Source organism: Flavobacterium magnum, assembly GCF_003055625.1.
Lineage (GTDB): Bacteria > Bacteroidota > Bacteroidia > Flavobacteriales > Flavobacteriaceae > Flavobacterium > Flavobacterium magnum.
This window is the reverse complement of the sequence record NZ_CP028811.1, coordinates 1,631,922-1,653,193: the sequence shown is the minus strand read 5'-3', so window position 1 is coordinate 1,653,193 and position 21,272 is coordinate 1,631,922. Positions and strand designations below refer to the sequence as shown.

The following is a 21,272-nucleotide window of genomic DNA, read 5'->3' as shown; positions in this document are numbered from 1 at the left end:
AAAGGCAATTTAAGATATTTCACCAAAAAACATGGGCGACGATATATAAAACTTCGGGAGTTTACTAACAGGTTATGAACGGTGCAGCGCAGGGCGCTTCTGCCATATTTTTTTGGATTTCGGTTGCAGTCCCATGTCCACCTTCAGAAGGCAGAGCGAATAGATGAATGCAGGGGCAGCGATACGCATGGCCGCGTGGTTAATTGTAAGCAGCCAGAAAAATAAGATGGGAAACATAAAGAAATTTTCCTTGTTCCCCAAATGAAGAAAAATTGGCGTGATAAATAATATGAGCAACATCAATATTCCCAATGAGCCGTGCTCGGCAAGCAATCTCGTGATCTCGTTATGGGAAGCAGCATTGATACCTGTTTCGGCCTCGCGGATCTCGATGGATTTTCCTACGCCTACACCCAGTATCGGATTCTCGTAAAATGCTTTTAATTCTGACTCCGCAAGTTGCTCCCGACCCGTAAATTTACTTTCTTTTACCCTCCCGGCCGCATCCTGATTGGCGTACCTGTTCCCAATCAGGCCGTTAGTCTGTGCAAGGCTGTAAGACCAAACCATTGCGGCGCAAATCAACGAGCCTATTATAAAGTAATGCATTTTGATTTTGGCTTTCCCATTTGATCGGAAGTAGATGCCTATCATCAACAGGCAAATCATCGTGATCGCTGTAAAAATGCCACCTCGTGAAAAGGTAACAATACCCCGGAAACTGATAATGATCGCAATGACAATATTCAGCGCCATTGTACGGTAACCTTTTGACCTTAATATGGCACGTGCGACGAAGACGAATATCCCTATCCCCAACGCGGTTGAAACCTGGTTTGGTCCAAATCCGCCCGAGGTCATCCCATTCGAATCTGTTCCTGTAACCACATCTTTTACACTTGGATTAAACAAAATAAGATAGGTTGTCAGGCTGACGATTGGCAGAGCCAGTGCAAGTAGTATCGTATGAATCTGTTCATAAGTAACCTTACGTTGATAGGTATATAATGAACAGATCCCAAGGCAAAGTGGTCCGGAAATCACGAACGAGATGATCTTCCTATCCTCTATCGAAGAATTCAATACGAACGTAGCGATGATGACACTCGGGATCAGTAAGATCAGGTAAATCCAATAAGGCACCGCATTCTTCGAAAAACCACTAAAAAACATTCCGACACATATCATCAATGTCACCCCATACTTCGCAAACTCATACACGGGGAGTCCATCGGTTGCCCGCAGCAACACTTCCATTCCGGTGATATAAGCGGCAACGTATAACACTTCGTTATTGCGGTTCCGTTTTTTGACAACATACACTATGCCATAAAACAAGATGCCGATACATACGATTTTTGCGAAGAACGGAACCAAAAATATGATCACGGCGGCCAGGATGTGCAGTAAAATCAATAATGAATATTTAGAACTTTTGACTTCCATATTTCAGTTTATGATATTTTGACAATAATAAGCCGATTACCTGTTCCTCACTGTAATTGCTTTTAACCTTTTCATGTAATGCATGGCCGCAATCTCTCTGAAGACCGCAGTCAACAACCATGCGTTTCAGCGCGTCCTCCAACGTTTTTTGATCGTTCGGATCGAATAATAGGCCCGAGACCCCATCATCGATAATTTCCGCGCAAAATCCTGCATTCGTAGATATGACCGGAAGCGCAGCCTGACCGTATTCTAAAATAACCAACGGAAAACCTTCCGCAGTCGACGTCAGCAGGCCAATAGTGCCCTGAGAAAGAATAAAAGGAATGTCGGGCCTTGACCCGTGGAGCCAAACGGAAGATGCTAATTGGTGTTCTTCAATAAATCTTGCGATCTCTCCGAAGTAAGCATCACCGTAATTTTCACCGATAAAATGCAGACTCCATCCCTCATCACATAATTTAAGGCTTTCGAAAGCCCTGAGTGCCGCGATGTGGTTTTTGGGCTGCTTGAGGTTTGCGACCAGCAGGATTCTTTTACCAGGCACTCCGTTTAGGATTGTGACTTGGCGTATTGCCGGAGTTGCGGAGATAAAATTCGGTACACAGGACACATTCCGGGATAACAAATTCCGATTCATCCAAGATTCCAACTGACGGTTTACCACAAAAACAGCGCTGAAAAACAAGGAACAAAAATATAATATCATATTCGCCGACCGGGTTTGTCCAGCCCTTGCACCATAATGTTCGTGCCATACTATTCTTATTCCCGGGTGCAGGCACTTCACCAGTATTGCCATAAAGAACGATGGCCCGTGAGCATGGATAATATCAATCTTGTTGCACAGAATCCATTTTTTCAGGGTCAAAACCGCCCTTATATCCAATGTTTTTTTTCGGTTCAGGAACAGGTACCCCACTTCAGGGTGCACTGCCGCTTTCAATTCACCTTCTTTACGGGTCGCAACAATGCCTGAGAATTCGACCTTGTGGGCCAGGCCGTTGGCATAGTTTACGGCTATGCGTTCTGCGCCGCCGGCATTCAGCGAATCGATGAGTTGCACTATCCTCATTGTCGGACAAGTTTACTGATTTCTTCTGCGAAAAGCTCCGTTGTAAAATGCTGCGACCAGTTTGCCGCTTCACTGCTTTTTACGAGCCACCCCCGATAGTCGTTGATAAGCGCCTCTATGTTTGCTGTATCGGTATGGGGCTGCATCTTAAGCAATAGGCCACGTTTTCCGGAATCAAGCATGTCAGGTACGCAGGATACAGGCGTCGCGATAGGCACACACCCCCAAAACATCCCTTCTGCGATCACTTTCGGCCACCCTTCGCTTGCTGACGGGAGTATGACAAAGTGGCTCCGCTGATAGGCGTCGATTAATACCCTGTCATTTTGATTCCCGAAAACATGCATAAATTCCTGTAATTCATGCTCCGCAATGTACTTTTCCACAGCAGCGCGTTCCACGCCTTCGCCGTACAATTCTAAGGAGATATTGTGTCCCCGCTGACGCAACGCATGCACAATTTTCAGTGCGTAAATCACTCCCTTTCCGGGCGTAAGCATTCCTGCAAATACAAATCGGACCGGCCCTTCGAAATCTTCCTTTGTAAACGATGTTATTTGCTTTTTGGAATAGCTGGCGGTAAAAAAAGGTTTGATGTTTTTACCGGCACCGGCCCAGTTACCGTACACCAGCACGGCCATGTTTCGGGTTAAAAACGTGTTTGCCAGGAGGTGCTGCTGTAATCTGTAACTCAGGGGCTTTGGAACCGATGTATCCCAATTGCCGGCATATTTGGCGGTCTTTTTTTTGCCGGGAAAAAAAATCTGGATGAGTGCACCAATCAGACCTGCATTGCCTGGACATCTCAGATGAATGTGGTTTGCCCAGCACATCGCCCGAAACAGTATGATGACGTTATATGGAACCTGAAACAGTGCATAGCATATTGCCTTGGGTGTCTTGAAATTGAAGTCTTTTAAGCGGAAATGCCGGAACGGAAAAGGCACTTCAGTAACCAACAGCCCGTTTGCGGCTGGCCATACCGGACAACAGAAAGCTGTTTCCGTTACATTTTCGTGCCAAATAGCCATTTCCTTAATATACGGGGCATAAGCCTTGGCAATCCCGTTTTCATATACGAGTGGCGCGTTTGAAACAATTAAAAACCTCATCAGATATATCCATTAGATCCGCGATTTGAAAGCACCGCCGCAGGCACACCCTGGACCACAGCGTTTTCAGCGACAGATTTGTTCACCAGTGAGCAGGCGCCCACCAGGACATCGTTTCCGACAGTAATGGGACCGGCAATCACGCTATTGGCCCCTAAAAACACACGATCGCCAATGACCGGCACGCCCCTCCTCCCTTCCACACCGGACACGCCGATGGTCACGCCCTGGGCGATATTGCAATTGTTGCCAATCACCACATCAGGATGGATAATAATGGTGCCGAAATGACCTATATAAAATCCGTGACCTATCCTGGCGGCTGCAGGAATTGATATCCCGGTAAGGATTTCAACTGACTTCTGCCAGAAAAGCATCCAAAGGCGGAGTACAATCCTGAAGGGCTGCAAAGTCACCCTGGTGTGAATGTAATGGGCAATCCTGTATTGTGTACTTGCCCAGAAGCCCTGAGTAAAAAATACGATTCCGACAACATGGCCTCCGTAACTACGGTATCTCATAAAATCTGATCGTATGAGTCTGAATAAGCTCATCGTGATTGCTTTTGCATCCACATCGTCAGGTGCATGCAACGAAACATGTCTTTATCTGAGATGGCTGATTTCTTCCAATCCTGCTGGTGCCAGTTTCTACCGGTCCTGTTTTTAAAAGGTTGGGAAAGTGGCAGCATATTGAGCAGGACAATCCATTTTGATTTTCCGAGAAGCCCGTGCCGTTCGATCACACGGAAGGAAGCGGCAAACTTCCTGTAGGTTCGCCTGGTAAATGGCCATTCCCAGGCGGCATCTGACTGGAATGGGCGGTACAAGGTCCGCAATATCCAGATCGGTGTACTGGTTTGCAACGGATCATAGCTGATAATAGCGCCGTTTGGCGACAATTTTTCATTAAGCCTCTCGATGAGGACATCGACATTCGGGAAGTGGTGCAATACGCCATAAGCGTAAATCAGGTCGAAGTCAGCTTCCGAAAATTCATCGGAGAGAAAATCAACCGCCCGGGCTTCAGCGTTGGGGTATTTTTTAATTTTTTCTTTTAGGTGGCTGATGGCTTTATCGCTCAAATCAATTCCGAGGTAGGATTTGGAGTGCTCGGCCAGATAAAAGGACAGGTTATTGCCTGAAAAACAGCCGAGATCGAGTACCTTTTTATCTGACAGGTCTCCAAACCAGACCTTGTGCAGGTCATAAACCTGATCGTGGATGCCAATATTTTTCCGAACCCGGTTTAGCACGCCGTTGCGGATTTTTGCCCAAATCCGTGTCATGCGGTTTTGCCGGATGTGGTTGTAAAATTCCTTCTGCTTTTTATTGATTTCTAAAATTTCGGATGTCGTTTTCATTTGTAACAAACCGTGCTTAATGCTGAGACAATTCAGCTGATTTATAGCCGTAAATATATCCTTAATTTTACATTTGGCAATGTCGGCAGCCGATAGATTTAAGGCCGCGCGTTGCACACAACGTCATACCCCCCTTAGTAAAGCGAGGAAGATGAACAATGTGCCTGTCAAAAAGCTTCCGTCCAGAATAAGCAACCGTGTTTTCTGCGGAACCATCCTGATCAGGTGCATTGCATAAAAAACAAAAACGGCCAGCAAAATGTGCATCCATCTGAATTCCATCATCTTCACGCTAAAAAACATAAACAGGAACAGGGTGATCACATAGAAGGCAGCGATGAAGCCTGCGATCCTGCGTTGGTCACCGGGCCTGCGTTTCAGGAACGGAAAAACGAGCAGGAATGGAAATAATAAATACAAGTACCTGAATGAGGTGTAAATCGATATGACGCCCATCCTGACCATCTGCCGGATATAAAGACCCGGCTCCCTCGCCAAAAGGTCAAATTGGTTTCTCGGAAATACAAAATCCGGATGCTCCTTCTTGAATGCCATCACATCGGTATCCGAAAGCCACTGGGTGCGTGGCAATGCTCCCGAATCCCATTTTTTTGCCATTAAGTAATTCATTTCAAACCAACTGGTACCGATGCTTTCCGGAATTTCTTTGGTGTCGATTGTAATCGTCCCTTTTTCCATCAAAGGGTATAGGTTGATCAAGGCGGTAAACAGCATAAAAAACAGCCCGGTAACAATTAACGGCTTACCCCACAAGGTCTTTCGGTAAAAGAACAGGAGCGCAATCAGAAAAGCAAGCATCACGACTAAAAATGTAGGCCGCGCAGTAAAAGAAAGGGCAAAAAGTAATCCGACAACCCACAGTTTCCTAGCAGCTGCCTGTTTGGTAATAACCTCCGTAAGCATAATGAATCCGGGCACAGCAAAGCAGGTAGAGGTCATGTCGGAAGTGCCCACCAGATGACTGCGGACAATAGTAATGACGGCAATCAATATGTTTAACAAGGCCACGTTATCCCAGAATGGATTGCCCTCTGTGAACACCGCAGATTTGCGTTTTTTGAAAAAAAAGAATAAGTAGGCGATTAGGCAAATGCCCATGATGAGGCTGACCAACCTGTTACACAGCATGGGATCAGCAATTGCCAAATGGAGCAGGCTACTCAGGAAAGTATAGGGTTGGCTGAACGATCCCGAAATAAATGACCATGAAAAATGACCCCCTGAAAGTTGGGACAGGTAGCCTCTCTCATCGCCGTTGAGCCCTTCATTAAGGAAAAATGTATTGAAAAAAACTGCCTGAAATACCAGATTGGCGAGTAAAAAGGCAATGTTTAGGACCGGATAGGCTTTTTGTAAAAATCTAGTCATTTCGTTGTGGTCGATTATAGGTTAGTTGTATCCATGCTGCAAATCGCCCGGCGGACTCCTTAAGCGCAGCTTCTCTTTCGGGACCTGACAGCACGTTACTAAGCCTGATGGCAGCGAGCAGCAGCGTAATCAGGTGCCACTTGATACGGGCTTTAAATGACGGCTTTGGGTTCCTGACACGCCAAACGTAGTAACCATTTCGCACCACCATCCTGCCATACCGATAGTGGTTTGGCCTGCCGGACGGATGATGAAAATGCCGGAGTTGTAATCTGGTATCGATTACATTACGCCCAAACCGTAAGGCCCTGATACTGAAATCGGCATCTTCATACAGTCCATAGCCTTCAAAGTAAGGCGAAAACCGTATTGCCCTGACGACTTCGCTTCGGAAAGCAAACGACATTCCAATAAGCAAGTCGGCATCATATACCCGCCCGGTTATTGGAAAACCGCAAGTGCGGCCGTGTGAAAACAATGGCATTTTTCCCGGTCCGAGATTGGAGGCGAGTCCGAGGTAATTCCGAACAACATTCCGTTGCGACTCCTTATACACATGTCCGTCAAAACAGTAAAATTTTTTGCTGTTGTAGATTTTTCCTTCGGGCGCTTCCTCCCAGGCATTTTCATTGAGCGCAATGCCTCCTACACCGCTAACATCCGGATGCATTTCGAAAGTGCGGTTCATCTGCTCAAAATAATCCGGCATCAGGACCGTATCGTCATCAAGAAATGCAACGATCTGAGCTTTTGCGCTGATGTTGTCAATTCCGAAATTGCGCTGCCTCGTAAGGCCACGCAGGTGCGGAGGAACCGAAAAATAAGTGAGGTTTTTAAAATCATTCGCCCGGATCATTTTTTCGGTTTCGTCATCGGGAGACCCGTCGACAACAAGGATCTCATCCGGATAAAGCGTCTGCTGCGCTATCGAATGCAAAAGGTTGGACAACGACCCGGCGCGCTTGAATGTACAGATGATCAGGGTGCAATACATCATTACTTTGTTCTGACTCCTAATTTAATGAGTTTTTTTGCATAATATACCGACTTATGAAACTGGATGTTTTTGTATGGGATTCTGAGCAGCCTGTACACAAACGAATATTTAGGTCCGCTGAAAAGGTAATAACTGAAATGTTTGTGCTTATATTCCACCAGCTGCTGCGGCGTAAATTGTTTGATGATACCATACATCACGGTAGGACTGGGGACAGGCCGCACCAAACCTACCGGCGTATCAAGCTCCCATGGCTGCGTTTTCCTCTTCTTCCCGAGAATTTTCGCCTGTGCACCCCACCAGCGATAACCTCCGCTCGGTGGTTTCAGGTGCAGGTTTGTTGAAAATGGGTTGAACATCACGACGAGTCCGAGTTTGGCGAGAGACAGTCCGAAATCACCATCTTCTCCATAACCGCCATCAAAATTAATATCATTTCCAACCAATGCGTGTACATATTTCGTCCTGACGCATGAATTGGCATTACTGAAATTTGTTGTCACCCCGGCCCGCCAGCGTAAAGGACCAAAAACAGACAGTTTACGCCTGAGATCTTCAAGGCCCTGCTGATGGTGGTCGGCCCGAATGTCGAGTCCGTTGCAGGCGTCAGCGCCATACGTTTGAAGAAAACGCAGGTGATTTTCAATAAAATCCGCAGGAACCCTGATGTCGTCGTCGCCAAACACGATATAGTCCCCGGAACAAAGCAAGATTGCCTCATTGCGGGCACGACAGCTTCCCTTGGACTGTTGCCATACCACTTCAAGCCGGAACGGATAGTGCTTCTGTGCATATAACGATTCGTCCCTTTCGGATTCGGGGGTCGCATCCACGACAATCACCTGAGCCGGCGGATGGCTTTGCGCAGCGAGATCATCGAGCAGTTGCAGCGTAAAGTCCTGCCTGAACATGGTGGGTATGATATAACTCACTGTCGGCGTCCCTGAAACTTCTTTCAGTAGTCTGGGAGGAATAATTGTGTCGTAATTTCTTTGGCTGTAATTCCTTTTCGCGGATAAAAAAGCATGCCACTCGCGCGGATTCAGGATTCCCATCCTGTAAATCATGAAAATCGCGTGGTCAGTCTTAAAGTTTTTCCTGAAGAACACGTGCCTGTCTGTTCTGGACAGGGTTGCGCTCTCCCGGACTTGCTCACTGAACAGCCCCTTTACATACAGCGGGACACCGCCGTAGAATCGAATGGCCCTGAAGCCGAAATCAAGCGCGCCGGCCTGAACGCTTTCAAAATCAGGATCGAACCCGCCAAGGATTTCCCAAACTGACTGCCGTACTGCGAATGCGTTCGGATTCACGCGCCAACTTACACATTCGTCCAAACCATCAAAATCATTGATATACCAGAAAAAAATTGCTGTTTGGTAAACCAATTCCGGGAAAGCATTTTTGTAGCCCTGCTCAAATGAACTGTGCCAGATGTCTCCGGGCCCATCAGCCAGAATTTCCAGTTGCGCAAGATCCGGGGTTCCGTTGTACAACAGCACCTCTCCTTTTTTTGTAATGTATTGCTTCAGATTACTCATTTTTTGTCTATGATGCTGCTGTAAAAATCCAGCGATTTTATGGCAGTTACTTTTGTCGAGAATTTTTCAATAACGGTCTCCCTTGCCTTAGTTCCCATGTTTTCCCGTGAATCCGGATTGTCGAGCAGCAGGGCGATTTTCTGGGCAAAAATATCATGATTCGCAGGATCAGATTTGAAGCCGTTCTCACCGTCCTCTATAATTTCATTGCTCCAACCGATATTTGATGCCACCACAGCTTTCTCCATAGACATGGCTTCGAGCCAGGAAACAGGCAACGCCTCCGCATATGAGGGAAAGATGCATACTGCCGAATCCTGTATATAGCTCCCGATTTCGTGATAGGGGATGCTGCCGGTAAAATGCACCCTGTTGGAAATGTGTTCATCAAACAACTTGAGCATCATTTCCTTGGTAGAACGGTTTCCCGTCAGTTTATCGGGCATATCAAAGCCCGCCACCACAAGCCTGGCATCAGGATGGGTGGCCGCTATTTTATTGAAATAATGTGGGATTTCGAGCACCCCTTTTTTCCTGATAATGCCCCCAAAATACAGCACGGTGCGCGACTCCTTTTTCTTTTCATGGGCAACAAACCGCGTGGCGTCTATCCCGTTAGGGATTACGGTGAAGTCGCGCCTACAGTTAAAAACAGCGTTGGTCACCTCACCGGTAAACCGGCTGACCGAAATAATGCCGTCGGCGCGTTTAAAAGCACGGCGCTCGTGAAATTTGTTAATCCATTTGACAGGTCGCTTCTCCAGATGGCAAAAATAGGTATCTGAGCCGTTCAGTCTCAAAATCATCGGACAGGGCGTCGTAATAAACGACGTGATGCCCTCCCAGTCGGGCGCCTCGATGACATCAAACGCCCGGGAGCGCGCCGTCATTTTGATCACACGTTGTATTTTCCTGCGCGTAAGCCACCACGACAATCCCTTAAATTTCACATTGCGGATTGTGACAAACCGTATCCCGTCGATCTCCATGCGATCGTCTCTTTCCTGTCCGTAGACCAAAACGGTTACCTCGTGGCCAAGGCGGGCCAGCTCTGCAGCCAGGTTCCTGATGCTTGTTCCAATACCGCCGACGCTTTTGACATCGGGAAATGGATAGTGTGAAGTGATAAATCCTATATGCATCTTACTTTTTACGGTAGCGTATCAGCCATTTGACAAACTGCTTGAGCACGAACAGCGCTTTCTTTTTTTGCTTCGCAAGATAATATATACATTCGGGGAAACCTTTGATTTTTCCCGCATATGTATAGAATATTTTGTAATGTTGACTCCCAGATTTTCCTATTGCCGCAAACGACCAATTACGAACATCTTCATCATATCCCGGAACACAGGAAAAAATAATCTGCGGTTCCGTCGATTCAACATCACGCAGCTGGGATGAAAAGATACCGAAATCATGTTGTTTCACCAAAACGCAGGCGTCGAGTGATCGGGATATGTTGAGCAGTGCCCCTTTCTGCAGGAAAATTGATCCCGCGTCCTGATCATCGACGGCGGTATAAACAGCCAATGGCGGCGGCACAGCATCGTTGATGAATATCCATTTCCCACCATGCACCAATGGTTTTGCCGGAAATTCATAAATGTGTTGTGTACCGATCTCGAAATTCGCGAGCAAATAGTCCCGCAAAAGCGGATCTCTTTTTTCAAGGCAGATTACAGCGTTCCGCAAAGACATTTTCCTTCCGGTATGATCGAACGGTACCCACCTTTGGGGGAAATAATCACGGTCGTCATCAATGGCACGTTTCGCCGGTGTGAAATAATGCAGGGGCCTGATGATTTTCGAATGCTCTTTTTCGCCGAGCCACGCACACCACCACGAAAACGTAGAATTGCTGATGATAAAATGATCGCATAGAGCCGCAACGCCCAGCTGCTCGACGGCAGAGAAACCTGCAGTAAAATATACATTGGAGAGGAAACCAAAATGAAATTTACAGTATTCCGGATCATCACTCATTATAATAAGGCTGTATTGGCGCCAATCCGGAAAATGTTCGTTCAACGCATTGAGGTAATACCCTGACGGCAATTGGAAATAATCAGGATGGTCTACAAAGTCACCCCGTCGTATGGAAATCAATATGGTTTGACTGCTGAGCGCAGACTGCATTTTTTGTTTCAGCCCTTCAACGAAATCCTCCTTGAACGAAAAATACCTGCGTGTGGCTGCGATGTCGAAATAGCGTTCAGACTGGAACCAGCCATCAAGGTCATAATTGCCACCGTCAAACTTTAACTCTCTGAATTCGAAGCATGGCTCTTTAAAGTAGTTGAAAGTATCTTCTTTGTTGACCGGGAGTTGCTTTTGGAAATATTTGCCATAACTCCATTTCGGAAAAGAAAATTCCTGTCCATTGTTTTTCGCAATGCCCATCACTGAGGCAATCTGGAAGAGTTGATTGCCCAGATTCCCTTTCTTTTCAAGCCTGGAAAACGTAATCATGGTTTGGGCTTAATGAGTTGAAAATGATTTTCGACCATCTGCCTGATGGAAAATGACAGTTCAATATCGTGGCGCATTTCCTGATTTTGAGGCCTCTGCCCCTTCAGAATCTGCGCTAAAAGCGTCCTTAAGCGGCCGACGTCCGCTGCGGGAAAAATAAAGCCGTTGACGCCATCCACGATTACCTCTTCATTTCCGCCTACATTGGTGGTGATGACCGGGACATTTGCCGCGAGACTTTCCAAAATGGCGAGGCTGAAACACTCCATATGCGTAGGCTGTATCATGAAGTCATAGTTGCAGAAAACCTTATTCAGGTCAGCACGGCTTCCCATAAACACAAATTGATTTTCGACACCGCGATTCCTGATATTTTCCAGAAGGGTTTCTTTGTACGGTCCGTCGCCGTAGACATCAACTTTCACAAGATCCCTGGCCGTTGCGGGCAGTCCGGCTACGGCTTCGATGAGATCCTGTATGCCTTTTGAGAACCGTAAATGCGACGCGGTCATGAATTTCGGAACGATATGTTGCGTTTGCCTAATGTCGATATCGTCAATAATCACGCCGTTGTAGATGACTGCTGTCTTTCTTTTAAGCGACCTCCCGAAATCTTTCAGTATCTGGTTTTCAGTATATTGTGACACCCCGATAAATTTATCGATGTACCTTGAAAAAAGGATCCCCTTGATCCGCTTTTCTATTCGTTTCCTAACCGGGTAACCGTGCAAAGGGCGGGGATTATGATCTACGGTGATTACTGTCGCATCGGTAAGCTTCCTGAGTTTACTGAAAAAAGGGGTGCATAATTCAACGAAATGGGTAATGATGTAAGCGTACCCGGTGTCAGCCCCGATGAGATGCTGCAGGAAAAAAGCCTCCACACTTACATTTCCAAACGGAATGATATGGAGTGATGTGTAGGTTCCGTGGGCAGCTGTATTTGGAAAAAACCAATCGATCTCAATAGCGTGATCACGGCAAATGCGATCGAACTCCCAAAAAAAATGGTCCATGCCCCCCACCCTTTCCGGAAGCAGCTGATAATTGCATAGCACTGCGATTCTTGTCGTTCTCATCCTACGCCGCCTTTCCTTACAGTTCCCTGATGCTGCGCGGCCCTGCACTGACCGAAGGGAAAATGGTTGCAATCGTACCGGGGCAATGCCTGGGGTCTTTGCAGAATATCATCACGGGTAATGTCCCTGTGCTCTACATTAAACGAATACTGAACCTTCTGATCGGTCAAGATGCGCTCTGTCTCGTCGGTGAACGAATGAAATCCGCCGTAAGGATAACAGAATGTGCGGTGATCGGACTTCCCTATAATCCGCTCAAGGCAGCCAAAAGACTTTTCAATCTCTTCGCGTTGCTGCAGTGCGTTGAGCTTTGACATCAGCGGATGGCTGTGTGTATGGCTCCCGATGATCATGCCTTCACGGGCCAGTTCAGCTGTCTCGTCCGACGTGAGATAGAATCCATGTACATCGTTAATGTCGTCTGGGACGAAGTAAGCCATCAATTGGTCTATGACACTCTCGCGAAACTCATAACTGATGTAATAGTTGAGTATTTGCTTAACGCGTTTCGTATGGTCGTCATCCTCCTGTAGGTGGTATGGCCATTCCCGAAAATCAGATACCAGGGTTCCGGGCAGCATATCGTCAGAAACCATCGCAATCAGTTTACGGTACACCGCTGTTGCCGGCGCGATACCGAGAATCAGGTGAATGCGGTGCACATCGAGAATCTTAGTGTGGGTATAGGGCGCGGTCGGGATATAAAATATGCCCCACAGTTTTCGCTTGATAAGTTCCGGTAACACGTATTGATAATGCGATTTAAGTCCGTCATCAAAGGTCAGTATAATGCCTTCCGGCAGTTTTCCCGTATGAAATGCATCCAGGAAGTCCTGCTTTCTTACAAATCCGAATTCCCTTTCAAAATAATCAAGCTGGGTGCAGAAATCTTCGATATGCAAATTCTTGAAAAATGGCAGTCTTTCATTGAAAGGCTGCACATAATGGTACATGGAAGCCTTAAGCATGAGTCGCATTTTTAGATTTACGGAACGAGGCGTTGGAAAGGCCGGCCAGGTTTTCAGCAATCCTTTTGCTGGTTCCTTCCAATGGCTTACCAATTTGCAGCCCGACAAACGCAGCCCGCTGTGTGCGCCTCGCGTCGTTACCCTGGAGCAATGCGTTCAGGCTGTCAAGATATTCTGTTTCGTTTTTTACGATTTCGGTGGACTGTGATTTAACCAGTGCCTCAAGGTGCCAATAACTGAAAAATTTCTGGTCGTCGAACAGGCCGTTTTCCGGATTGCCAAATACCGGATTGATTACAGGCTTGTCAAATAAAAAGGCGTCAATCGTAATCGTCGACAGTACATTAATATTGATGTCTGAAAACCGCAGCAGCGATTTCAGGTCGTTCACATCATTCTGAGAAGGCACGCGCTGTGACCATGCTTCCTGATGCGCCGCCCTCTTGATTTCCCAATCCGGGTGATTCCAAATAATAAACGGATATTTTTCCGCAATGTCCTTAAACCGGACCGGATCTTCGGCCGGAGACGTACGAACGATAAGATTCACCTGACGTGAAAGCTGTCCTTTTGAGATAAAGTGTGCAAGCAGATCGAGATAAATCGGATCGTTTTTGCTGCTCGAATCGTTGCAGGTGAACAAGATGATGGGATTGGCATTGTCGATATGGAAACGACGGCGGAACGCCGCTTCGGTATGACCGTAGCGCTCCATTATATATGGCTCAAACTGCGGCGTCCCGACCACTGTCGCCTGTGATTCGGTTATACGTCGGTAAAAGGCAAGCAAATCGCGTTTCATGAGATCGCTCCATACCAGGTAGAAATCGAAATTCCCTGCCATCCTGCCTTTGGAAGCCAAATTATCCCAGCTGAAGATAAACGCAGCGGTCCTGATCCCACCCTTTTCAGCCGCATAAATCATAGGCGCAATAAATGAAGGACGCTGGTGTGTAAAAAAAAGCAAATCCACCGCATGGGATTCGAGTAACCTCTCATAATCTTTCGTCACGCGGTGGTTTCGCAACGAGCGTTGCTGTAGTTTTTGATACATTGAAATCCACCTTTCGGAATGGCATACGCGGGTCAGCCCGAAAATAAACCGTGTGGCCAACCCGCGCAAGGTCATGGCAGCGTTCCTGTTGGTATTGAAATTATCCTGGATTCCGAAATTGCCTTTTCGATTCAACTGGAGGTGCGCAATTTCCTTCGCCTTCCTGAAAAACCAGGTTGCGGTGGATTCCTGAAATACTTCGAGCTCTACAATACTGCAGGGCAATGCGTATTGATCATAAACCTGATGCGGAAGGCATGAAAACAGCACGACCTCATCAAACACTTTCGAGGCTTCAGGGATAAAATCGGTAAGCACGAAATTCCTGAATCCGACACCGTCAGTAATGACCACTCCTAATGTTTTCATTTTTCTCATTTTAAGCTGCCGACCCTCCCATGGTCGGAATAAGAGCGATGCACGACAAACTTTTTATCAAGTGGTTCTTCGGAAAGAAAAGTAATGTCACAAAAATAATTAAATTCGACCGGGTTCAGCCGCCATGGGATAACAGACAGACGGTCAGGCATCCAATGCTGCGCCTCGAGATATTTTAGCTTCATATCGTTCCACGACGTAATATAGTCGACCCAATGGTATCCTTTTTCCCAAGCGAGGGATTCCATGGTGCTGGCGTCGTCAAAATCACAAATCCGCAATCCGCCTACAGCGTCCTGGCTTACAGCCCGCGTTCCGTCATCGAACAAAACACCCTTAATTCCGGGTTGGCGGAAATAATGGGTATCGGTTGCAACCAGATCATCGACGGCCACAGCGGCCGGGCTACAAATCAACTCCGCCGACGCGTTTTGCATGTTGGGATTGATTTTCACCAGACGTATTAAATCATGATAGCGGATCCAGCCCATGTTGCGGTACAAACCCAAACCGGCAGCATTCGCCGCCGTCGCAGCAAGGGGATGGTATTGCCTTGCAAGACCGTACAGTTCACGCAAAACACCTTTCCCGCGGCATGATTCCAGTAGGTATACATTAATGATCCATGCGACCCCGCCGGCAAAACTGGCGCCGACGTGCCCGGTGATATCGCCATTTTCATCAAGACTGATGAACGACCGTCCATATGCTTTATCTCCGTACTGCCAGTTCCAGAACATACGTTGCTGCAGCGGATGGTTCGCCGGGTAAACCGAGCGGAAAAAGGCGATCAACCGATCCCAATCCTCTAAAGTAGCTTCCCTTGTAATCATTGTTCGTCAGTTAGCGGTTAATGCCGGGAATTTCATCGGTTGTCTTGAACGGCGACGGCATTTATCCATTGCCAAATATAAAAACTATTATCCTGATTTCCCTCACAATATGCGGCCCAAATCCTTTTCACGGCGTTTGGATCAACACCCTCCGTTTTTGAAAATGCGTCGATCCGCTCATCAAAATAGGATTTCAGTTCGTTCGAAATCCACTCTCTCTGTGGCGTTTGCACGGCCCTTTTTGGTGCCAGCGCAATGGAATCACCAAGATGTTTTCTGGCGATGTCACGGAGCAGCCATTTGGTTTGCCCATTTTGCAGTTTCATCGCATCGGTTTGCGCGAACGCCGTTTCAACAAGCCTGTAATCCAGGAAAGGCTCCCTTAGTTCGATGCCATACTTCATGCTAATCCGATCGTTGAACCGGAGCGCCCGAGGCATTTTCGTGAAAAATAAATCCCGGAACTGCAGGTTTTGCAGACGGCTGTCAAACGGCTCCGGGTAGAATTCCTTTTCCGCAAAGGCAGCGAAATCAGGGGTCATGATTTCCGGCCTTACCGGACTCGAAGTCACACCCTGTATGACACTGTCTGAGCGGTTGTGATAATAATCGTAGCCTGCCCACGCCTCGTCCATGCCCTGACCGTCGAGGATTACCGGTATTTTTCTGGCCCGTGCTTCCTTGAAAAGCAGGCTGTAAGCCAAAGTGGGGAACCCGCCGAAAGGTTCGTCTTCACAGTAGCTTATTTCGGAAATCATCTTGGGGATGTCCTGCCATTGCAGCAGTACTTTGTTGAGCGGATAAGGCGTTTGTTCCATCAATGTGCTTACCCATGGCAATTCGTCGTAGCGCGCATCACCGGAATAAAAAGTGAAAGCTTCAATGTTTTTATCCGAGGACAGGTTCTGGTGTACCATTGAAATAAGCAATGACGAGTCAAGGCCGCCGCTCACATTCATGCCTAGCGGGACATCTGCGCGAAACCTCAGCGAAATCGCATCGTGCAGCATCGCTTCATATCGTTCCTTGAAATCGTTGCCGGGACTGTCGCTGACAGCGCTGATCCTCGTGGCAAAATCATACCATTTTACAGGTTTTGCCTGCTCCAAAGTAAGCATATCCGTGGCAATAAAATGTCCTGCGGGCAGTTGCCGGATTCCTTCCCAAAAAGTTTCGTCAGGCAGACCGTAAGTCCCGAAGGCAAAATAGTTGGCCCAGACCTTATAGCTCTTGCGCTTGGCAATGCCGCCTGCAAACAGCGTCTTGACTTCACTGGAAAAGTAAAACCGGCCATCTTTAAACGCGTAATAAAAAGGTTTTACACCGAAACGGTCGCGTGCAGCAAAAAGTTTTTTATCCGTTTTGTCCCAAATGACAAAGCTGAACATACCATTGAGTTTGTCCAATACGCTGCTTCCCCACCTTTTATATGCTTCGAGCAACACCTCCGTATCGGAATCTGTCCTGAAACCGCTTTCCGGGAGTTGGCGGCGAAGTTCTATATAATTGTAAATTTCCCCGTTAAATACGATGACGTATCGGCCGCAGGCACTGTGCATGGGTTGGTTGGCAGCCTCCGAAAGATCAATAATACTCAATCGATTGTGTCCCAAAACCAAAGAGTCCCCGATCCAAGACGCCGTGGCATCGGGACCGCGATGCTTTTGGATTTCGAGCATCGACCGCAGGTTTTGTAAGTTGTCCGGGTGGTGGCCTACGATGCCCGCTATCCCGCACATTATATCAGTGACATTATGGTTGGTAATTTCATTTCTGCTGCTTTCCAGTCGTCCGGACTGTCTATATTTACATACAATTCCGGGTTACTTTGCGTAAAAGCAAGTTTTTCGCCGTAAAATGTCCCTTCCTTGATACACTCGGTTTTTGTCAGATAGATTGAGCCATCCCTGAAAAAAGCAGGCGGTAGTTCCTGTCTTCTCCCGATAATTTTTGCCTCACCGGTCGCAATACTCAGGAATCCATTTCGATCAGGCTCAAAAACCCAATGGGGATTGAATTCATGTGGTACGGGAAGCACGCTGACCAGTGCATCAGCCTCTGACTCGATAAATCTGGCAATTGCCTTATCGATAGATCCCTTTTCTCTAAACGGGGAGGTCGCCTGCAATAGGCAGACCGCATCAAAATATTCGTTTTCCGATTCGAGAAATGCCACCGCATGCTGAACCACAGCGATGCTTGCAGCTTTGTCGTCAGCGAGGAAGTCAGGCCTTACAAACGGAACCTCAGCGCCGTAAGCCAGAGCGCAGTTGATGATATCGGAGTCATCGCTTGACACGATTACCCTGGTTAACAACCGGCTTTGCAGGCTTTGCAGGATGGTGTATGCCAGCAAGGGCTGACCGCCCAATTCCTTTATGTTTTTTCCGGGAACCCCTTTCGAGCCGCCGCGCGCCGGTATGATTCCAAGAATCCTCATTAGTAGGTGATGGTTTTATGAAATCTTAAATCGGTTTGCGACAATATGGCCGCGATAGCTTTTCCTGCGGTGCCGCCACCGTAAACCCCTGACCGCTGTGGCCTTGGATTGCTGATGATGGTTTGCACTGCCTCGAGAATGGCTTCCTTATCATAACCGACGTCGGTGACATTGTATCCCCGGTCCCGCTTATGCTGTCGTGAACCGATGTTTACTACAGGCACACCTAAAAAGGCACATTCCCGGATGCCGACACTGGAATTTCCTATGAGTCCGATTGCATTATTGAGCAATATCAGGAAATCCCCGCCTTCCATATTTTTAAAGAAATGGACGTGGCCGAGCCGGTTGGATTCCCGGAAACTCCTGATACCTGTTGACGTCCCGTCGGCGCCGGCATCAACATTCGGCCAAAACCAAAGGACCGGTATATTGAGGGCTGCAACCGCGGTCAGGGTCTCTTCGATATGCTTTCTTGAATCTTTGTATTCCGTCGTCACCGGATGCTGCATGACCACGAGATAGCCGTTGGAAAGATCGGGTTTTGCCCCTACACCGCCATATTTTTCATACGGATCGAAAGGCAGCGGCGATATATCGGCAATGTCAGACGCGATGTCTATCGACGGACAACCGGTATTGAAGACAAAGTCAGGATTTTCACCCAGCCTGATGACACGCTGCTTCGCATTTTCGGAGGCAGTGAAGTGGTAATCGGCCAATTTGGTAATGGCGTGACGCACTTTTTCGTCTATGTTCCCTGTGACTTCGCCGCCCTGTATGTGGGCCAGTGGGATATTCATGTACGAAGCTGAAACCGCCGTAGCCATTGTCTCAAAACGGTCTGCAACCGTGACGACGATATCGGGCACAAGGTTGTCGAAAACCGTTGACAACTCAAGAATTCCGATTCCGGTGGTCTTTGCGGCCGCAGTAAGGTTCTCCCCTTCGAGCACGTTGAATACTTTGGCGGCAATTTGAAAACCGTCCTGTTCTATATAATTGACCGCTGAGCCATACCGTTCCAAAAGCGCCGACGCTGCAACAATCAGTTGAAGCTCGAGCTGCGGATGGTCCTGAATGGCTTTCAGCACCGTCTTGACCCTGCTGTAAGACGGGCGCGCGGTGATGACGACAGCGATTTTTCGTTTATTCATACAAATCTTCGTAGTTTAAAAAATCCCATTGCTGCCTGTCGGCAGTTAATTTTTTTCCGACAATCCCCATAAAATCCGATGCATCGATACCATGGCCTTTCGGCTTTTTGGCCTCGAGATCGTCAAATGTAATGATGTCTCCTTTTTTCATAGGTTTGTTGACCGCCAGCGACTTTTCGAAAATCTGCTTGAGCGCCGAAAACTTGCTGTTATCTTCTTTGTCTGCAGGAAACCGCATCGCTGATGCAATGTTCCGAACTGCTCGGACCAGTTGTGTAATTTCCGCAATTGTCAATGATGATTGTGCATCAGGCCCAAACTGCGCGCGGTCAAACACGGCATGGAATTCAAGGATTTCAGCGCCCATTGCCACTGCGGCGATCCCGGTTTCTATTTTTGCCGAATGATCCGAATAACCCACCTTCACCTGATACCTTTGCTTCAATTCAGATATGACGTTGAGTCCGTATTGCTCGGGCATCGTCGGATAGGATGTTGTGCACTGTAGAATTGAAAAATCGACGTTGCGTTCTCTCAGGAAACGCACAGCCGCATCCAGTTCGGAATAATTGCTCATTCCTGACGAAAGGATAACCGGCCGTCCCGTTTTAGCGATCTTTTCAAGAAGCAGGAAATTCGCCACTTCGCCGGAACCGACCTTATATCTTTTGATTCCAATCTCTTCCAGCCACTCCACTGCCAGGTTACTGAACGGAGAACAAAGGAACTCCAGGCCTACCTCATCACAATGCTTTTTGAGGCCCTTCCATTGTTCCTGCGTGAACGACGTGCGCTTCCAATAATCAAATCTTGTTTCGTCTTCGAATGAAAATTTTACCCTGAAAGGCTCAAACGCGCTGCTTTCGGCCTCTGCAATGTGCAGTTGGAATTTTACGGCATCAATCCCCGTCTGTGCCAAGGCATCAATGTAGGCGTGGGCGGCACCAAGACTGCCGTCATGGGCCTGTGCGATTTCGGCTATAAGATAGGGGAACGGGCTTTCCAAATTTTTGCTTTTAATAGTTTCAAAAATACTGATTTTAGCGCTTCGGCTGCATTTATTTTTCGGGCTGCCAATATATTTTCGTGGCAGGTAATTGCTGGTATTGTTGAAATTCCTGCTTTGTAAACCGACGGCTCTCCCTGGCAATTTTCGGCAAGGAGATAAGCAAATCGATTCCCGCCAGGCACAGCGCCTTTAACGCTTTTACATCGCCTTTAAAGACTTTCAGCTTCAACTGCATCCAGACTGAATAAGCCATAATCCGCGGAATTTGGGATAAGGGGTAAAATAACAAAAACAGGTACCACCCCGCCCTTAAAGAGCGACGCAGGCGTATGCCGTAGTCTTTGTCCTTTCTGCGATCTGCGACGTTTACCCGGTGCTGGACCAATACCTCCGGGAGGTAATGTACCTCGATGTTTTTTTTGAACATCTGGTATGAGGCAAAATCTTCTTCTCCGTAAAACCCGAACCATTCCGGGTAATCCGGGATTTTCCGCCAGCTTTCCATACACCAGGCATGGGCACAACCAACGAAACCCCTTACACGCCCCGAATCTTCCCGGCTGTCGAGTGAGGCGGGCGCATTAGTCCCCCAGAAGATACGCATCGCTATGAGTCCGCACTGCGGATGTTTCGCGAAATAAGCAGCAATCGCATCAAATGGCTTTGTTGTCAGGAAATGGGCATCGTCATCAAGCGATATAGCGAACCTGGCTTTGGTTTCATTGAGCATTTTATTCCGGCAGTACATGTAGCCCCTCGATGTTTCATTGCGCTGAAGCGTTACCCACGGGAAATGAAATCTGACGTGGTCGAAAGTGCCGTCAGTCGAACCGTCATCAAACACCAGCACCTCTACGTTGCCGTCCTGACAATCCAAAAGCCGGCGCAGCGTAAAGTCCAATGCTTCACGGCGGTTTCTCGTGGAAATCAGGATTGAAAATTGCGTCGCCGGTACCATT

General features: G+C 47.6%; 19 protein-coding genes. All 19 read right to left on the bottom strand.

Annotation, left to right across the window (positions count from 1 at the left end):
* Nucleotides 1–72: 72 nt before the first annotated feature.
* The 19 genes from HYN48_RS06725 to HYN48_RS06635 all read right to left on the bottom strand — a co-directional run bounded on the left by HYN48_RS06725 (nt 73) and on the right by HYN48_RS06635 (nt 21,271).
* Nucleotides 73–1,446: an O-antigen ligase family protein gene (locus HYN48_RS06725; RefSeq protein ID WP_108370379.1), complete on the bottom strand. Its 1,374-nt coding sequence runs from the start codon at nt 1,444–1,446 to the stop codon at nt 73–75.
* Nucleotides 1,427–2,521 (bottom strand): glycosyltransferase, encoded by a 1,095-nt coding sequence (locus tag HYN48_RS06720; RefSeq protein ID WP_108370378.1) that lies wholly within the window; start codon nt 2,519–2,521, stop codon nt 1,427–1,429. Before HYN48_RS06720 ends, HYN48_RS06725 begins: the two co-directional genes overlap by 20 nt.
* Nucleotides 2,518–3,633 (bottom strand): glycosyltransferase family 4 protein, encoded by a 1,116-nt coding sequence (locus tag HYN48_RS06715; RefSeq protein ID WP_108370377.1) that lies wholly within the window; start codon nt 3,631–3,633, stop codon nt 2,518–2,520. Before HYN48_RS06715 ends, HYN48_RS06720 begins: the two co-directional genes overlap by 4 nt.
* Nucleotides 3,633–4,154, bottom strand: coding sequence for a serine O-acetyltransferase (locus HYN48_RS06710; RefSeq protein WP_245946002.1), 522 nt, complete (start codon nt 4,152–4,154; stop codon nt 3,633–3,635). Before HYN48_RS06710 ends, HYN48_RS06715 begins: the two co-directional genes overlap by 1 nt.
* Nucleotides 4,155–4,183: 29 nt before the next feature.
* Complete coding sequence (locus tag HYN48_RS06705; protein WP_108370375.1) at nt 4,184–4,996, bottom strand: class I SAM-dependent methyltransferase; 813 nt, start codon at nt 4,994–4,996, stop codon at nt 4,184–4,186.
* A gap of 123 nt (nt 4,997–5,119) precedes the next feature.
* Nucleotides 5,120–6,385, bottom strand: a complete 1,266-nt coding sequence (locus tag HYN48_RS06700) for a hypothetical protein (protein ID WP_108370374.1) — start codon at nt 6,383–6,385, stop codon at nt 5,120–5,122.
* Nucleotides 6,378–7,382 (bottom strand): glycosyltransferase family 2 protein, encoded by a 1,005-nt coding sequence (locus HYN48_RS06695; protein WP_245946001.1) that lies wholly within the window; start codon nt 7,380–7,382, stop codon nt 6,378–6,380. Before HYN48_RS06695 ends, HYN48_RS06700 begins: the two co-directional genes overlap by 8 nt.
* Entirely contained in the window at nt 7,382–8,923 is a 1,542-nt protein-coding gene (locus HYN48_RS06690; RefSeq protein ID WP_108370372.1) for a glycosyltransferase family 2 protein, read from the bottom strand. Before HYN48_RS06690 ends, HYN48_RS06695 begins: the two co-directional genes overlap by 1 nt.
* The gene (locus HYN48_RS06685) at nt 8,920–10,065 is read right to left on the bottom strand and encodes a glycosyltransferase family 4 protein (RefSeq protein ID WP_108370371.1); all 1,146 of its coding nucleotides are present in this window, start codon (nt 10,063–10,065) and stop codon (nt 8,920–8,922) included. The genes HYN48_RS06690 and HYN48_RS06685 overlap by 4 nt, the downstream gene beginning before the upstream one ends.
* A gap of 1 nt (nt 10,066) precedes the next feature.
* Nucleotides 10,067–11,395: an alpha-1,2-fucosyltransferase gene (locus HYN48_RS06680; RefSeq protein ID WP_108370370.1), complete on the bottom strand. Its 1,329-nt coding sequence runs from the start codon at nt 11,393–11,395 to the stop codon at nt 10,067–10,069.
* Nucleotides 11,392–12,474 carry a glycosyltransferase family 4 protein gene (locus tag HYN48_RS06675; protein WP_245946000.1) on the bottom strand — a complete coding sequence of 361 codons (1,083 nt, stop codon included), beginning with the start codon at nt 12,472–12,474 and terminating at the stop codon, nt 11,392–11,394. The genes HYN48_RS06680 and HYN48_RS06675 overlap by 4 nt, the downstream gene beginning before the upstream one ends.
* Nucleotides 12,471–13,442 carry a polysaccharide deacetylase family protein gene (locus tag HYN48_RS06670; RefSeq protein ID WP_181248542.1) on the bottom strand — a complete coding sequence of 324 codons (972 nt, stop codon included), beginning with the start codon at nt 13,440–13,442 and terminating at the stop codon, nt 12,471–12,473. Before HYN48_RS06670 ends, HYN48_RS06675 begins: the two co-directional genes overlap by 4 nt.
* A complete protein-coding gene (locus HYN48_RS06665) occupies nt 13,435–14,865 on the bottom strand; it encodes a hypothetical protein (protein ID WP_108373444.1) in 1,431 nt (476 codons plus the stop codon). Before HYN48_RS06665 ends, HYN48_RS06670 begins: the two co-directional genes overlap by 8 nt.
* A 5-nt stretch (nt 14,866–14,870) precedes the next feature.
* Entirely contained in the window at nt 14,871–15,707 is an 837-nt protein-coding gene (locus HYN48_RS06660) for a GNAT family N-acetyltransferase (protein WP_146171737.1), read from the bottom strand.
* Nucleotides 15,708–15,739: 32 nt separating this feature from the next.
* Nucleotides 15,740–17,446 (bottom strand): asparagine synthase (glutamine-hydrolyzing), encoded by a 1,707-nt coding sequence (gene asnB / locus HYN48_RS06655; RefSeq protein WP_108370366.1) that lies wholly within the window; start codon nt 17,444–17,446, stop codon nt 15,740–15,742.
* Entirely contained in the window at nt 17,446–18,147 is a 702-nt protein-coding gene (locus HYN48_RS06650; RefSeq protein ID WP_108370365.1) for an acylneuraminate cytidylyltransferase family protein, read from the bottom strand. The genes asnB and HYN48_RS06650 overlap by 1 nt, the downstream gene beginning before the upstream one ends.
* Entirely contained in the window at nt 18,147–19,304 is a 1,158-nt protein-coding gene (gene neuC / locus HYN48_RS06645; RefSeq protein WP_108370364.1) for a UDP-N-acetylglucosamine 2-epimerase, read from the bottom strand. Before neuC ends, HYN48_RS06650 begins: the two co-directional genes overlap by 1 nt.
* On the bottom strand, nt 19,297–20,310 hold the full coding sequence (locus tag HYN48_RS06640) for an N-acetylneuraminate synthase family protein (protein WP_108370363.1): 1,014 nt from the start codon (nt 20,308–20,310) through the stop codon (nt 19,297–19,299). The genes neuC and HYN48_RS06640 overlap by 8 nt, the downstream gene beginning before the upstream one ends.
* 52 nt (nt 20,311–20,362) lie before the next feature.
* A complete protein-coding gene (locus tag HYN48_RS06635; RefSeq protein WP_108370362.1) occupies nt 20,363–21,271 on the bottom strand; it encodes a glycosyltransferase family 2 protein in 909 nt (302 codons plus the stop codon).
* Between the last annotated feature and the right edge of the window lies 1 nt (nt 21,272).